Genomic DNA, 15499 nt, shown 5'->3' on the forward strand with positions numbered 1-15499 from the left:
TGCTAATTGGTCCTAAATTTATCAAAGAGCATCCCCAACTGTGTTCGAACCCATTGCATTAGTAAAATCAGTGGATAAGCACTCACAACGATAATCAAAGCAAATACCCATAGTGGACTATTGAACACCGAAACTAGTGAGAAAAAGTTACCAACTACCATAAAAGTAAATAGGAAGATCAGACCAGTTGCAGCTGCCACCAGTGCCTTAAATTTATTAAGCGGTTGTGAGACCATCAGTAATGCGATCCAACAACAAACCCCAGTTGCTAATACACTTAGGGTTGAAGTTTGTGAATATGCCATCGGCCATTCTCGCGACGCAAATAAAATTGCTAACACGTAAAAGACAATGCTAATTGCCACTGGGCCTGCAATATCAATAATCTTCTTGGTAAATTGGTCGGTCACTCGTTGATAATTAGGCTCCAACGCTAAGATGAACGAAGGTAACCCAATCATGAACGTAGAGATTGGGGTCAATTGAATCGGTAAGAATGGATAGTCATGAGTTGCAAAAATAAATAGCACCGTCAGAATCGTTGAATAAATCGTCTTGATCAAATAAAGCGAGGCCACACTTCCGATATTATTGATTACTCGACGGCCTTCTTTTAAGACATCGATCATTGAATCGAAATTCGAGTCGATCAAAACGAAGTTCGCAATACTCTTTGCGCTTTCACTTCCTGAAGCCATTACAATTCCACAGTCAGACTGTTTCAAGGCCGGCATGTCATTAACTCCATCTCCAGTCATAGCCACCGTATGCCCATCATTTTGATACCCCTTAATTAACTCGCGCTTTTGGTTAGGCGTCACCCGTCCAAAAACGGTGTAAGTTTTAGTTAATTGTTGATAGTCAGGATCGGACCCCACCGTTGACATATCGATGTATCGATCGGCATTCTTAATTTTTACTCGTCTAGCAATGCTCGATACGGTAACGGGGTCATCACCAGAAATCACTTTAATATCAACATCTTGCGATGCAAAAAATTTTAACGTTCGTTCAGCATTTGGTCTGATCACATCTGATATCAAGATCAAGCCAATTATTAACGGATTAACGGGGCGTTCATCTGCAAAGCGATCAGCTTTAGCAATCGCTAGCACCCGATTTCCCTGGGCCGCATATTTTTTCACCAGCGCTGCTTGGTCATCGGATAGGTGATCCACCACAAATTGAGGCGCTCCCACCATAAAACTACCATTGTTAAAAGATGCACCGCTCCACTTTCGAGCCGATGAGAACGGATGGACCTCAGTCGCCTGCCAACCAGGATTAGGCATCGCAGCTTTCAAGGCGGTCGCAGTTTCATTATCATCACCGATACTGTGGACAGCAGCACCAACCATTTCCTTTAAAGCGTTGGTTGAATAACCAGTAAACGGGACTAATTTTTCAAACGCTAATTGACCACTCGTGATGGTTCCGGTCTTATCAAGGCAAATCGTATCGACCCGTGCTAACGTTTCGATTACGGGGAGGTTACGAACCAATACCCGTTTGTGGGCTAATTTCATTGCAGAAACCGCAAGCGTCATTGATGATAACAAAACCAGTCCTTCCGGAATCATTCCAGTTGCGGCCGCCACCGTTCCTAAAATTGCGTTATTAACATCGCTGCCCCGTAAAATTTTGGAAGTAAAAAGGATAATCCCTAATGGGATGATGATAAACGTCAAGATCTTAATGATGCGATTAATCGCGTTCAACATCTTACCGTTAGAATCACCGTCATCTTTTGCTACCGCTGAAATTTGATTAACGAACGAAGCCTGCCCTACCTTAACAGCAACCATTTTAGCATTGCCACTAACGACCGAGCTGGCCGAGGTGATTTCATCCCCTGGTTGTTTGGAAATCGAATCCGACTCACCAGTAATCTGGGATTCATCAACCTCTAAAGCGCTAGTGGTGAGGACGATTCCATCAACTGGCACCTGACTACCACGCGTTAATTCGATCACATCCCCGACCACAATTTGATTCGGGTCAATCGTCACGGTTTGTCCGTCCCGAATCACCGTTGTTTTATCACGCGATAACAAAGTCATCTTATCAATTTGGCGTTTCGAACGAATTTCTTGAAACGAACCAATTACCGTATTAATAACTGCAACCACCAGGAATAATAAGTTTTTATAACTCCCTGTGTAAATAACAAAAGCTGCTAAAACAACATTAATTAAATTAAATAACGTAAATGTGTTAATTTTAATTATCTGCCAGACGCTCTTCGTTAACGTCTTGGGCGAATGATTAATTTCATCAGCTTCAACCTTAGCCTTGACTTGATCTGCGGTTAATCCGCGATCAAAATCGACTTGATGCCAATCGATAGCCATAGATGACCACCCTTCCTAATAATAGTTCTAATACCTATTGTATAATACTTTAGTGCAGAGGTGAAAATGTTTGCTATCATAAAACCATTCGTCTTATTATATTCTTATTAAATAAGAGGAGGCTTTTTTCTTCATGGATAATTCAATTATGGATACTTTTAAGTTACGTGATGGAAACGAAATTCCAATGGAGGGATTCGGAACATATAAAATCAACGAACAAGCTGAAATGGATGCCGCTATTAAAATGGCCTATGAAGTCGGTTATCGGCTTTTCGATACTGCTCAATTTTATGGCAATGAAGCCGTTTTAGGTCAGGCCATTAAAAACGTTGGTTTAAGTCGGAGTGACGTTTTTATTACGACTAAGATTCCAGAACCAAAGCAGGGGTATGATTCAACCCTTAAAGCCGTTGACGAATCACTACAAAGACTGCAAACTAACTACCTTGACTTAGTATTGATTCACTGGCCAATCCACTCTGAATTTTTCAATACCTGGCGGGCGTTAGAAGATGCTAAGGACGCTGGTAAAATTAAATCAATTGGGGTTAGTAATTACCATCGTACCCATTTGGAATTCCTGAAGACGCAAGCCCGTGAAATGCCCGTGGTGAACCAAATCGAACTCCATCCCTACCTCAGCCAACCCACGATGGTTGATTTCAACCACCAAGCTGGGATTTTAACCCAAGCATGGAGTCCGCTTGGCCGTGGGGCAGTCTTAAACGACCCCGTCATTGCTAAGATTGGTGCAGCTCATGATAAGTCAGTTGCCCAAGTAATCTTAAGATGGCATCTCCAACGGGGGGTGGCGGTTATCCCAAAGTCCAACAAACCCGAACGAGTAAAACAAAATGCTGATGTTTATGATTTCACCCTTTCAGATACCGAGATGAAATTAATTAACGAATTAAATAAGAACCAAAGAACCGGTGACGATCCAGAATTAGTATATGAATTAGAACACCAATACCATTAAAAAAACAGCTTAGTTAGCAAATCATTGCTAATTAAGCTGTTTTTAAATTAGTGACCAGTAATTTGTTTTAACCACTTTTGGTGAGGTTTTAACATGCTAGGACGTAGGATCGTAAAAGCAATTGAGGAAAAAATAGCCAATATCATCAGGGATTGCAGTCCCTCTTGCATAAATGACTTCACTGCTTTTTCACTAATGCTGCTCGTAACAAATGCAGAGTTAAAATCCCACAATCCATGGATCAGCATCGGCACCAGCAATGATTCTGAACGAATGTACATTGCACATAAAAAACATCCTATGCCAATTGCGAAAATAATTTGGACCAACGTTGTCGGGATACTTTGGTGTAAAATATTCAAGCCATGAAGGAAGCCGAACATTAGGCTTGAAACAACGACTGCGATGTAAACAGATCGATTCGTCAAGTTTTTAAGCGTACCTAATACCTGTGGGAAGATAATCCCCCGAAAAAGTGTTTCTTCTAAAAGCCCTACGGAACCCACCAATATGGCTATCAACAAATCCACTAAGATTGAATGATGCACCTGATTACTGAACACCTCTGAAAACAGGGCTAATAAAATCAACAAGACTATAAAAATAAATGGGACTTTAAAGTCAAACCGACTAAACTTAAATGATAATCTTTGTTTAATTACCCAATGGTTAAAAGCCAAAATGATAATAATCCAAAGCCATTCATGGGCTAAAAGCATCATGATGTTAAAAGTATTCAATTCATAGCCAAAACGAACTGGCAACACTAGGTCGAATAAATATGACGATATCGGTAACAAGGCAATTGAAATTACCAGTAAAAGCCAGGTGACTGATTTGGAACGCATTTAAGAATCACCACTCCTAAAATAAAATTGATAAATACAAGAATATGCTTATTTAAAATCGTTTGCAATCATCAAAAAAATCCAGTAACCAATTTAGTTACTGAATCATTTTAATTAATGAATATAAATTGTGATAAAGGTGACTAAACCAAAGATAACTCCTGGAATATTCGAAATAATCAATGGCCAATCACGATAAGTTTTAGCCCATCCATAGTATACCCATAGCGAAGCATTAATTGTCGCAATTGCGTATTGAATTGGTGAGCCGGGTTGCCCGTTTAAGTTCGCAATGATTTGTGGAAAGTAAAAGATGTACATAAGTGAACAGGTAACGATTGCTACCTTACTTAAGTTCTTTAACCGCCGCACTTTTTGTTCGGAAACCTGTTTGCGCTTATCTTTTGGGACGTAGTTGTCTACTTTCAAGTAATAAATCCTCCCTCCGAGAAACAATTTGAAATATCTACATATAGTAAGTATACCATAATTGTTTAGCGGTCTGAAATTACTTCTTATTCGGTATGAACAGAGTCATCTGCCATTTCGCCATGGTCAATGAGATCCATTCCCTTGATTTCTTCTTCCTTGGTTGCTCTCATTGGAGTTACAAAACTAAGAAGTTTAGCAATTACATAAGCAGCAATCGCTACAAAAACAATCGTGAACAACGTTGCGCCGATTTGAACTAATACTTGGTGCGCACCACCACCGTAAAATAGTCCATTATCAGCAATCGATGGGTTCGCTAACTTAGATGCAAATAATCCAGTTGCGATACTGCCGACCATCCCACTAATTCCATGACAACCAAAAGCATCAAGGGTATCATCCAATTGAATCTTAGGTTTAACGTAGGTAATGAATGTAAAACTGGCAATCGTTGCGATAATTCCGATCCAAAATGCTCCAGCAACGGTTACGTACCCAGTAGCGGGGGTAATTCCAACTAATCCACAGAGCGTTCCTGTACATACCCCCATCAAACTAGCTTTTTTGTTTACCCATACATCTAATAAGAACCAAGTCATCATCGATGCTGCAGTCGCAACGGTCGTTGTCACTGCGGCTTGCATTGCAACATCATTCATTGCTAATGCTGAACCAGCATTGAATCCATACCAACCGATCCAAAGCAATGTTGTTCCAATTAGAACTAGTGGAACACTGTAAGCTTGGAATGGTTTGCCATAGTTAAGACGCTTACCAATTAGCTTGGCTAATACAAAGGCAGTCACCCCAGCATTAATATGAATAACCGTTCCACCAGCAAAGTCTAAAGTCCCCATCTTAGCTAAGAATCCAGTTGAACTCCAAACCATATGTACCATTGGGTAGTAAACTACGATTGACCAAAAGAAGATAAATAGTAAGATAAATTTCAACTTGGTTCTGCCAACGATCGCACCAATAAATAATCCAGGAGTGATAATCGCAAACATCATTTGGAATAACATGTAAACTCCCGTTGGAATTTTACTTGGCTGCAGAGAATTTAAATCAATCCCACTCAAGAAGAAATGCTTAAAATCACCAATAAAAGCCCCGTTACCAACAAATGAAAATCCATAACCAAAAATCACCCACATTAGGGCAATCATACCAGTCATGATGAAAACTAAGAACATAGTATTAACAACGTTCTTCTTGGAAACTAATCCACCATAGAAGAAAGCTAACCCAGGGGTCATTAATAACACTAGTATTGCAGAAATCAAAACAAAGACTGTACTTCCTAAACTCATCACAATCCACATCCTTTTAACTTTATGTTAGATATTATAACACTGATTTTTTTATTTACCAGTCCTTTTTTAATCAAATGTTTAAAAACTAGCGTTCAATGTTATTTCTTATGACATAAAAATAAGCAGCTAGCCAATAATGACTAACTGCTTATTTGAATTGAACCATTAATTATTTAATTTCAATATGCGTATTCTTTTTATTATTAGCACGCTTTGGTAACGTAATCTTCAAAATTCCACCATCATAACTCGCGGTAATCTTTTCGTCATCGATACCTGGTAGGTAGAAGGAACGCGCAACATTGCTAGAAGAACGTTCGCGCCGTAAGACGTTGCCATCCTTGTCATTATCTTCCTTCGTCAAATCATGAACCGCACGAACACTGAGTGTGTCATCATTATAATCTAACTTAATGTCATTTTTCTTAAAACCTGGTAATTCTGAATCCACTTCATAGTTATCATCATTTTCAACGACATCAGTCTTCATTTGATTACCTGACACAGAAGATAAGAAACTCTTGCCAAAATTACCAAAGAAATCATCCATTGGATCAATTGCAGAATCAATACTTCTTAAATCATTTGTCATAATCATAAGACTCCCTTTGTCATTAAATTGTTTGTAACCTTGATTACATTATCTATGATAGTCGCTTTAACTCAGAATTCAAATATTTAGCACTCGTTAATTGAGACTGCTAAAAAGCAGTCTGCAATATTTATTTTAATATCGCTAGTTTAGCTGTATAATTAACATATTATATAAATAAAATATATATTATAGATTCAGAAATGAGGGAACCTTATTGTCTAGTGGGATACAATTAGTAATTATTCTATTTACGTTTTTCTTTGCCGCATTTTCCGTTGCGAGTGAGTTTGCATTAGTGCAAACAAGACTTAGTTCATTGGAAGATGATAAAGCTAGTGGCAACGGTAATCAAAAAAAGTTGGATCGCCAAATTTACATGGTTACACATCTTAATGATTACCTATCAACCACTCAAGTGGGTGTTTCACTTGCTGGAATCATCTTAGGGTGGATTGGTGAACCATTTATTGATCACATGCTTTCTGATGTTTTAGATTTAGTTCACATCAGCGAAGCATCAGCAAAGGGAATCAGTGTTATTATCGGGGTTGGATTGCTAACTTACTTAGAAGTGGTCTTTACTGAAGTTGTACCAAAGAACTTGAGTACTGATAAACCACGGCAGATGCTAGATGTCGTATCCGGACCACTTCATTATCTGCACACCATGTTCTACCCATTTGTTTGGCTACTTAACATCTCTGCTGGTGCGGTAGTTAAAATGATGGGGATCAAGATGGCAGATGAAAACGATGATACTTATTCACAAAACGAAATTCTAATGTTATCCAGAAATGCCGTTCAATCTGGGGAACTAGAAAAGAATGACTACCTATATATGCGGCGGGCTTTTGATCTTAATGATAAGGTTGCTCGTGATATCATGGTCGACCGAACTCAATTAGTGGTGTTAGATATCACTGCAACGGTCAAGGAAGCATTGCGCCTGTACCTACAAATGAAATTCAGTCGAATTCCTGTGGTCGCTAATGGTGATAAGGATCGCATCTTAGGGTACGTTTATAATTACGATTTAGTTCGGCAATCCCGTGTTGATCCAAACATTGGAATTGATAAACTGCTTCGTGATATTACGACGACCTCTGAGAACACGCCGATCACAGAGGTTCTTCAACAAATGATCAAGAACCGCGCTCCAATCGTGGTTGTGGTGGATGAATACGGTGGGACTTCTGGAATTATTACCGATAAGGATATCTACGAAGAATTATTCGGAACTGTCCGTGATGAAATCGATCCAGCTACCAACGAATTTATTTTTAAGCAACCTAAGGGGACCTACCAAGTAAACGGTCGATTAACGACCTATGACTTTGAAAGATACTTTAATACTGATATTAAAGCTTTTGATCGGTCAGACATCGTTACAATTGCCGGGTTCATCATTGATAATTATGATGACCTTAAGGTTGGCAAAGTAATTAAAATCATGAACTTTGAATTTAAGATTTTGGATTATGAAAACTCATTCATTAACTGGTTCGAAGTTACGAACTTGAACGAAGCCAAACCTAAGATTCAAAAGTCGACTTTAGACCAAGTTAAAAAGCATGAATCTGAAGCAGCCGCTGCAAAAGCCAAAGCTGCAGATCAAAGTAACGCTAAATAAAATATCAAAAACGAGCGGTCAATCCCGTTCGTTTTTTTAATTTGATACAATATTAACAGTCAACAAAATTAAGTTAGGAACGTGATATTAGTGGAACCAATTCAAGCCCTCTTCATTTCAATTAGTGGTAATACCAGAAATTTCATGGAATCATTAACTGAATACGCAAGTACCCAACACGCCAACAATAAATCAATGCCATTATTTGAGGCACGAGAAATTAGTGATGCGAGTGATTTTGCAATTGAAGCAAAGCCTTATTTTGCATTCGTCCCCACATATTTGGATGGTGGCAACGGAATTGATAATGGCGTCAAGGAGCTAATGACTAACGTCCTCGGTGAATACATTGCATATGAAGATAATCGCACCCGTTGTCTAGGCGTCATCGGCAGTGGTAATAAAAACTTTAATGAACAATACTGCCTCACTGCCAAGCGTTACGCTCGTGACTTTGGGGTTCCATTTATTGATGATTATGAGCTACGGGGCACCAATGTCGATGTTAAAGGAGTGTATCAAACAATGGTAAATCGACTTAATGAGAGCAACTTTTAAATATCAATATTTTAGCAGTCAGCTAAAAAAGATTAGCCCAAATCGGGCTAATCTTTTTTATAATACTTATCCTTAATCGGCGTTCCATCAGAAATAATTGAAATCACTTGATAGCCACGCTGTGCTTTTTGCATTACTGCGGTGGTTTTAAATACCTGCATATGAATCTGATCACCAATATCAAAATGATAGGTTAATTTATAAACAACTACGTATCGATTCCGTCCGATGCGTTTAAAACTACTTACGCTTGGCCGATATGTAGCCTTAAATTGACGTTGATAAAATGAATAAGCGAGTTGATAGATTGATTGATAGAAACGATTATCTTTGCCATCAACAAAGTAATGCCTTAATTTACCAGCATCAGAACCCTTGTTATTTAAGCGCCCTACCTTCGCATACATTGCAGCCAATGTGGTTTGTGCTTGTTGTGAGCCATCAGAACGCTTTTGCAAATGCTTTTTGAACAACATGATGGTACTATTATCATCCTTTTGGGTCACTTTAATTTGCTTTGTGGTCACACCCCGATTAGCGTAATGATACTTGGCGCTTATTTTGAGCGATGCACTCGTTAGGTGCTTTAAATGATAATTTCCATCGGCATCTGCATAGCTCATCACCTTCCCATTTAATAAGATCAAAGCATATGGCATCGTTTTAATTTTCACCGCATAGGTTTTTTGAGCGATCAAGTCATTGTCAATCACCACCTGATATTTAGGAAAAATACCAAAATGAGTCCCCGTTTTCTGATATGTAAAAAAACCATCACTAGTATGGTTCCCAGAACCTAAATCACTTTTTAAATGTTCCACTAATTTGGGATTGGCTTTAAAATAGCCAGCGATCATTTTCGTATCATCATGGTGAGTGCGTTTAGAAACAAAATCATGATCAGGGACACCATTGGAAACGCTTGCTACCAATCGATTTAGAGTAACCGACTTAGAGTAGTAAAAATGACCATAACTATACCCACCAACCACGAAGATAATAATGGCAGCTGCAAACGCCCACCGTTTTTTATGCTTAAACGTTTTGAACGTTAGGCGTACCCTTTTCGTATCTAAATGAGAGTGGTCTAAATGAGTTTTATTACTGTACTCTTGTAGCCGCGATGGAATTTGTGGAAAAGCGTATAAATCTTCAGGAGTCGGATTTTCCGCTTCTTCATCCTTACTAAAAAAGGCAGTTAAGTTAAATCCACAGTAATCACAGAATTGATTTTCAGCATCATTGGAATGTTGACAACGTGGACATTGAACTTGTTTTTCGGCTGCCATTTAATCACCTCCCCCCTAAAAAATGATAGATAATCTAATTATACTATATTTATTTTAATTTCTCATTTTGTTTTAGCATTCGATTGCGAATCAAGACCATTATGATTGCAAATATAATCAAACCAAATGAAAAGATAAATAGTGAATTATAATTTAAATATTCAACAAAGACGCCAGCATAAAGCGGACCGATTGCGCGCCCTAACGACATTGAAATACTAAAGAATGATTGGTAAAGCCCCTTTTGCGAGTCATTTGCTAACGTATCGATCCAAGCTGGTAAATCTGGAAAGCCAATCATTTCTCCAATCGTAAGGAATGCAATTGTAAATGCAAATGATAGGTAAGAACGATCAAATACCAAGAATAAAAAGGCTAATCCAAAAATAAAGATTCCAAATGAAATCTGTTTACTAATTTCAAATTTACGTCCAATTTTGCTAACGATCGTTTGGCCGAATATGATCATTAATCCATTAATCGTCCAAATAGAACTATACTCCTCAAAAGACATCCCTAATTGCGTCATATGAATCGGCATGACACTGCCCCAAATCGCATAAATTAAGTAAATACTGAATATCAGAAAACAAATTGCCAACAGTAAATGCATCGTATTTGCCTTGGGGCCGTCAACGTTCTTTACCTGATGGTTATGGTCATATCCTGTAAAGTCAATGTTAAAGAGCTTGATCGCCATTAGCAATAAGATCAAATAAAAACCAGCAGTCACCGTGAACACAGTTGTTACTCCATATTTCAACAGGTAGCCAACCATCGCAGTCCCTAGCACCACTCCAATATTCATCCCAATATAGAGGGTATTAAAAACGTACCTAGGACTTTTCGACTTAATCGTCGTGGCGTAAGAATTAATCAAGGTCAAGCTGCCCCCATCCCCTAGTCCATGGATGAGCAATAAAATTGCAAACATTGGCCAACCATGAAAGAAGACCAACGTAACAATCGATGCCGTTGAAATAAAGATACTGATCAAGGCGGTTTTATAAGCCGACCAGTTGTCGAATAAGAACCCACCAATATAATTTCCTAATATCATAAAGGCTGACATTAAAAATAAGATCAACCCGGATTCAGTTAAAGAGCGATGTAAGTAATCGTGCATATACATGGTTGTTAGCGGCCACAAACATGATGAACCTGCGTTTAAAAGCGTTGAATAAATCAATACTGATTTCATTCCAACTTCTTTTGGCTTTCCCATTATCTCACCCCATTCCACGTTAAAACCCATTCTAACAAAAAACCACCCTCGCGTTTACTAGGGTGGCCAAAAAGATTAAAATTAATTATTTAATTTTAGTGAACGTATAAGTAGCAGCCGGTGCTGATCCAAACTTAACCTTGGCTAACTTATTATCACTGGTTACCAAGTAGAATTTATTCTTACTTACTAACCGAATGTACATTGTACTGGTCTTCTTAATGCCTTTACCACGATAAGTTAAGGTAATTACGTTTCCATTGACGTTTTTAACGTTAAAAACGGCGTTGTTAAGCAATTTACTATCATAGGTCTTGCTCTTGTATAGGGTTTGATTTAAACCAGTTTCATTATTAAATACCCAGAGTTGTGTGTATTTACCACTGGCACTGGACTTCCAACTGCCCATTAATTCATTGACCTTAGCTGTATTGACACTACTTGAAGAAGTTGAGCTACTAGTAGTCGAACTTGATGAACTAGTGGTTGAACTACTAGTATCCGTAGATCCCTCCTTAACAGTTACGATTCGGTAAAAGTAGTTATATGCATTGGATGCCTGGGCATAAACGTAAAGTTTAGTATTAACTGCATACTTTTTAGGAAGTTTGATCGTGTAATTACCCTTACTATCAGAGGTAGTTGAGGCAACCTTTTTACTATTATTCAACTTAACATAAACATTGACGTTCTTAGTAGCAGTTCCTGAGATTTCATTATCTGAAGTAGTAACAGTTGGCACTGTAATTGAAGGTTCTTTAGTATTGACCTTAGCAGCGTTTGCGCCATTCCCAAATGCAAAGAAAGCTAGGAACAGTGCGCCAATTGCAAAAAATAATGGTTTTTTCATGATGGTTCTCCTTTTTGTCATTCGTGACTAGTATATACTTTTATTATATATTAATCATTTTAGAAATTAATAGCAATATAAAAATGGCAAAATCGTTCTTATATTATGTAAATTTAATTAATTTTACTTCCCCTTATTATTTAAGATAGCGTTTACATATTATTAGTGTAAACTCTTTCTTTGATTTTGCATGTGGTATATAATAAGCAACGTGTATTCTGTATGATAAATATTGAATTAATAATTTAAATCTAGGGAGTGTGACAGTATTGGCAACTGAACAAACTGCTTTGCTAACGCTTTTTGGTGCAACTGGTGACTTAGCTTCACGGAAGTTGTATCCTGCCCTTTTCAATTTATATAAAAAGGGAGAAATTAAGGAACATTTTGCATTAATCGGTACTGGTAGAAGAGAATGGGATGATGATAAGTTTCGTTCCGTTGTTTCTGATTCAGTTAAAGGCGCTGCTGAAAATGATCAACAAGTAAGTGACTTTGCTAGTCATTTTTATTACAAGGCACACGATGTTACTAATCCTGAACACTACAAGGTATTAAAGGGATTAGCAGATCAATTAGATGCTAAGTACGACTTAAAGGGTAATCGGATTTTCTACATCTCGTTAGCCCCTCGTTTCTTTAGCTTAGTTGCTAACAACTTAAAACAACAAGATGTTTTCTCAGATAATGGTTTTAACCGCCTCATTATTGAAAAGCCATTCGGACACGACTTTGAATCTGCTCAAGAACTAAACGATTCATTGAGTTCCGCTTTTGATGAAGACCAAGTATTTAGAATTGACCATTACTTAGGGAAGGAAATGGTTCAAAACATCGCCGCCCTTCGTTTTGGTAACCCAATGATCGAATCAGTTTGGAACAACCAATTCATCGATAACGTCCAAGTGACCCTTGCTGAAAACATGGGGGTTGGTGAACGGGCTGGATACTACGATACTTCAGGAGCCCTTCGTGATATGGTGCAAAACCACATCATGCAAATCCTAAGCCTATTGGCAATGGACGAACCTAACAAGTACAAGGATACTGAAATCCGTGCTCAAAAGGTGAAGGCATTACAATCACTTCATATTTACGATGAAGAAGAAGTTGCTAAAAACTTCGTTCGTGGCCAATACGGTTCTAAGGGTGACCAAAAGGACTACCGTCATGAAGACAACGTTCCAGAAGACTCCAACACCGAAACATTCGTTGCTGGAAAGCTTGAATTCCAAAACAACCGTTGGGCTGGCGTACCATTCTACGTTCGGACTGGAAAGCTATTAGCTGATAAGTTCGCACGAATCGACGTTGTATTTAAGAAACCTGCATTGGATGACTTTGCACGTGCAAATGGCACTGATCCTCAATTGGTACCAAGTGTAATTACGATTAAGATCGAACCAGACTCTGGTTTTGAAATGCAATTAAACAAGAAGCACGTTGGCCAAGGTTACACGACCGACAGCTTCAAGTTCACTCATGATCTTACTGATGATGAAATGAAGGAAGTTCCACTTCCATACGAACGACTGATCAACGACGCAATGAAGGGTGACCACACTAACTTCGCTAGTTGGGCTGAAGTTGGTCAAGCTTGGAAGTTCGTTGACCAAATCGAAAAGCTTTGGAACAGCACTAAGGCTGATTTCCCTAACTACACACCAGGGACAATGGGCCCTAAGGCTGCTGAGGAATTACTCACCCGTTCCGGTCGGAATTGGGCATTCAGAGCTGAAGATTAATGATTTGAATAAGTTAATTCACTTTTAACGCTCTAAATGTTAAAATAGAGTTGTATTAAAACAAATAATCATATCAAAGTAAGCGTTTACGTTACTTGATGAATTCTTTTATAAAGGAAGGTTTATTTCAATGGCTGATCAAAAAGCAAATATTGGTGTTGTTGGGATGGCTGTTATGGGTAAAAACCTTGCCCTTAACATTGAAAGCCGCGGCTACACTGTAGGTATCTACAACCGTACTGGTGCAAAAACTGAAGAAGTTATGAAGGACCACAGTGACAAGAAGTTAGTTCCAAGTTACTCAGTGGAAGACTTCGTTAAGTCACTAGAAACTCCACGTCGGATTCTTATCATGGTTAAAGCTGGTAAGGCTACTGATGCTGTTATCGATGAATTATTACCACTTCTTGACAAGGGTGATGTTTTAATCGATGGTGGTAACACTAACTTCCACGACACTATGGCTCGTAACGCTCGTCTAGACAAGTCTGGTATTAACTTTATCGGAATGGGTGTTTCAGGTGGTGAACTTGGTGCATTGCACGGTCCATCATTGATGCCTGGTGGTCAAAAGTCAGCTTATGACTTAGTTGCCCCAATCTTGGAAAAGATCTCTGCTAAGGCCGAAGATGGCAAGCCATGTGTTGCTTACATCGGACCTAACGGTGCAGGTCACTACGTAAAGATGGTTCATAACGGTATCGAATACGGTGATGAACAATTAATCGACGAAAGTTACGACATTTTACGTCGCGTTGCTGGAATCGATGTTGATGAACTTTCAAACATCTTCAAAGAATGGAACAAGGGTGAACTTAACAGTTACTTAATCGATATCACTGGTGATATCTTAAGCCGTAAGGATGACCTTGGTTCAGGTAAGCCAATCGTTGACTTAATCTTAGATGAAGGTGCTAACAAGGGTACTGGTAAGTGGAGTTCCGAAGATGCTTTAGCATTAGGTGTTCCTCAATCAGTTATCACTGAATCAGTTTACGCTCGTTTCATCTCAATGCTTAAGGATGAAAGAGTTGCTGCTTCTAAGGTTCTTCCAAAGCCAGGTCTTGAATTAGACTTTGACAAGAAGGAACTTGTTGAAAAGGTTCGTGAAGCACTTTACTTCGGTAAGGTTATGAGTTACGCACAAGGTTTCGAACAATTACGTTTCGCTTCCGAAGAATATGACTGGGCCCTCAAGTTTGGCGAATTAGCTCAAATCTGGCGTGAAGGTTGTATCATTCGTGCACAATTCCTACAAAACATTACTGATGCCTTTGAAAAGGATCCTAAGTTAACTAACTTACTATTAGACCCTTACTTCACTGACATTGCTAAGAAGTACCAAGACTCAGCTCGTGAAGTTGTTGCACTTGCTACTAAGGCTGGTATTCCAGTACCTACCCTTTCAGCAGCTGTATCATACTACGACTCATACAGAACTGAAGTTCTTCCTGCTAACTTACTACAAGCTCAACGTGACTACTTCGGTGCTCACACTTACAAGCGTGTTGACCGTGAAGGTACTTTCCATTACCCATGGTACAAAGAACAATAAAATTAATTTATTAATTTTAAAAAAGATCTCATCTCTGATGGGATCTTTTTTTTATGCATTTATCTAAAGTATTTATTAATTTATAAGCATTATAAATTAAATTTCAGCGCAAAGGGTGTAAAA

At 38.6% G+C, this 15499-nt stretch carries 13 protein-coding genes; 5 read left to right on the forward strand and 8 right to left on the reverse strand.

Annotation, left to right across the window (positions count from 1 at the left end; translation table 11 throughout):
- Positions 1–2 precede the first annotated feature (2 nt).
- Positions 3–2351 carry an HAD-IC family P-type ATPase gene (locus ACSVI6_RS00705; protein WP_491719817.1) on the reverse strand — a complete coding sequence of 783 codons (2349 nt, stop codon included), beginning with the start codon at positions 2349–2351 and terminating at the stop codon, positions 3–5.
- Positions 2352–2484: 133 nt separating this feature from the next.
- Between ACSVI6_RS00705 and ACSVI6_RS00710 the strand changes: the two genes are divergently transcribed.
- The gene (locus ACSVI6_RS00710; RefSeq protein ID WP_491720737.1) at positions 2485–3333 is read left to right on the forward strand and encodes an aldo/keto reductase; all 849 of its coding nucleotides are present in this window, start codon (positions 2485–2487) and stop codon (positions 3331–3333) included.
- A gap of 47 nt (positions 3334–3380) precedes the next feature.
- On the opposite strand, the gene ACSVI6_RS00715 is transcribed toward ACSVI6_RS00710, so the two are convergent.
- The 4 genes from ACSVI6_RS00715 to ACSVI6_RS00730 all read right to left on the reverse strand — a co-directional run bounded on the left by ACSVI6_RS00715 (position 3381) and on the right by ACSVI6_RS00730 (position 6521).
- On the reverse strand, positions 3381–4181 hold the full coding sequence (locus ACSVI6_RS00715) for a CPBP family intramembrane glutamic endopeptidase (protein ID WP_491720738.1): 801 nt from the start codon (positions 4179–4181) through the stop codon (positions 3381–3383).
- Between the two features lie 114 nt (positions 4182–4295).
- Entirely contained in the window at positions 4296–4610 is a 315-nt protein-coding gene (locus tag ACSVI6_RS00720) for a hypothetical protein (protein ID WP_491716825.1), read from the reverse strand.
- An 86-nt stretch (positions 4611–4696) separates the two neighbouring features.
- Positions 4697–5926, reverse strand: coding sequence for an ammonium transporter (locus ACSVI6_RS00725; protein ID WP_491720739.1), 1230 nt, complete (start codon positions 5924–5926; stop codon positions 4697–4699).
- A gap of 172 nt (positions 5927–6098) precedes the next feature.
- Positions 6099–6521 carry an Hsp20/alpha crystallin family protein gene (locus tag ACSVI6_RS00730; protein ID WP_491716827.1) on the reverse strand — a complete coding sequence of 141 codons (423 nt, stop codon included), beginning with the start codon at positions 6519–6521 and terminating at the stop codon, positions 6099–6101.
- A 217-nt stretch (positions 6522–6738) separates the two neighbouring features.
- Between ACSVI6_RS00730 and ACSVI6_RS00735 the strand changes: the two genes are divergently transcribed.
- Both ACSVI6_RS00735 and nrdI read left to right on the forward strand, forming a co-directional pair.
- Entirely contained in the window at positions 6739–8154 is a 1416-nt protein-coding gene (locus ACSVI6_RS00735; RefSeq protein WP_491716828.1) for a hemolysin family protein, read from the forward strand.
- Positions 8155–8244: 90 nt separating this feature from the next.
- Entirely contained in the window at positions 8245–8712 is a 468-nt protein-coding gene (gene nrdI / locus ACSVI6_RS00740) for a class Ib ribonucleoside-diphosphate reductase assembly flavoprotein NrdI (RefSeq protein WP_491720740.1), read from the forward strand.
- 47 nt (positions 8713–8759) lie between these two features.
- On the opposite strand, the gene ACSVI6_RS00745 is transcribed toward nrdI, so the two are convergent.
- From ACSVI6_RS00745 to ACSVI6_RS00755, 3 genes are all read right to left on the reverse strand, one after another.
- Complete coding sequence (locus tag ACSVI6_RS00745; protein ID WP_491720741.1) at positions 8760–10001, reverse strand: zinc ribbon domain-containing protein; 1242 nt, start codon at positions 9999–10001, stop codon at positions 8760–8762.
- Positions 10002–10050: 49 nt separating this feature from the next.
- Positions 10051–11226 carry an MDR family MFS transporter gene (locus ACSVI6_RS00750; RefSeq protein ID WP_491716831.1) on the reverse strand — a complete coding sequence of 392 codons (1176 nt, stop codon included), beginning with the start codon at positions 11224–11226 and terminating at the stop codon, positions 10051–10053.
- Between the two features lie 85 nt (positions 11227–11311).
- Entirely contained in the window at positions 11312–12076 is a 765-nt protein-coding gene (locus ACSVI6_RS00755; protein WP_491720742.1) for an Ig-like domain-containing protein, read from the reverse strand.
- Between the two features lie 269 nt (positions 12077–12345).
- Here ACSVI6_RS00755 and zwf point away from each other — a divergent pair, with 269 nt between their 5' ends.
- Together zwf and gnd are read left to right on the forward strand one after the other, a co-directional pair.
- Complete coding sequence (gene zwf, locus ACSVI6_RS00760; protein ID WP_491716833.1) at positions 12346–13821, forward strand: glucose-6-phosphate dehydrogenase; 1476 nt, start codon at positions 12346–12348, stop codon at positions 13819–13821.
- A gap of 130 nt (positions 13822–13951) precedes the next feature.
- Complete coding sequence (gene gnd / locus ACSVI6_RS00765; RefSeq protein ID WP_491716834.1) at positions 13952–15376, forward strand: NADP-dependent phosphogluconate dehydrogenase; 1425 nt, start codon at positions 13952–13954, stop codon at positions 15374–15376.
- The last annotated feature ends 123 nt before the right edge of the window (positions 15377–15499 follow it).

The sequence above is a fragment of the Nicoliella sp. ESL1106 genome, assembly GCF_058509965.1.

What these genes read in the sequence shown, in the direction of transcription:
- ACSVI6_RS00725 (WP_491720739.1), bottom strand. Translation starts at nt 5,926, where the DNA reads ATGAGTTTAGGAAGTACAGTCTTTGTTTTGATTTCTGCAATACTAGTG.
- ACSVI6_RS00750 (WP_491716831.1), bottom strand. Translation starts at nt 11,226, where the DNA reads ATGGGAAAGCCAAAAGAAGTTGGAATGAAATCAGTATTGATTTATTCA.
- ACSVI6_RS00745 (WP_491720741.1), bottom strand. Translation starts at nt 10,001, where the DNA reads ATGGCAGCCGAAAAACAAGTTCAATGTCCACGTTGTCAACATTCCAAT.
- ACSVI6_RS00755 (WP_491720742.1), bottom strand. Translation starts at nt 12,076, where the DNA reads ATGAAAAAACCATTATTTTTTGCAATTGGCGCACTGTTCCTAGCTTTC.
- ACSVI6_RS00705 (WP_491719817.1), bottom strand. Translation starts at nt 2,351, where the DNA reads ATGGCTATCGATTGGCATCAAGTCGATTTTGATCGCGGATTAACCGCA.
- ACSVI6_RS00730 (WP_491716827.1), bottom strand. Translation starts at nt 6,521, where the DNA reads ATGACAAATGATTTAAGAAGTATTGATTCTGCAATTGATCCAATGGAT.
- ACSVI6_RS00715 (WP_491720738.1), bottom strand. Translation starts at nt 4,181, where the DNA reads ATGCGTTCCAAATCAGTCACCTGGCTTTTACTGGTAATTTCAATTGCC.
- gnd (WP_491716834.1), top strand. Translation starts at nt 13,952, where the DNA reads ATGGCTGATCAAAAAGCAAATATTGGTGTTGTTGGGATGGCTGTTATG.
- ACSVI6_RS00710 (WP_491720737.1), top strand. Translation starts at nt 2,485, where the DNA reads ATGGATAATTCAATTATGGATACTTTTAAGTTACGTGATGGAAACGAA.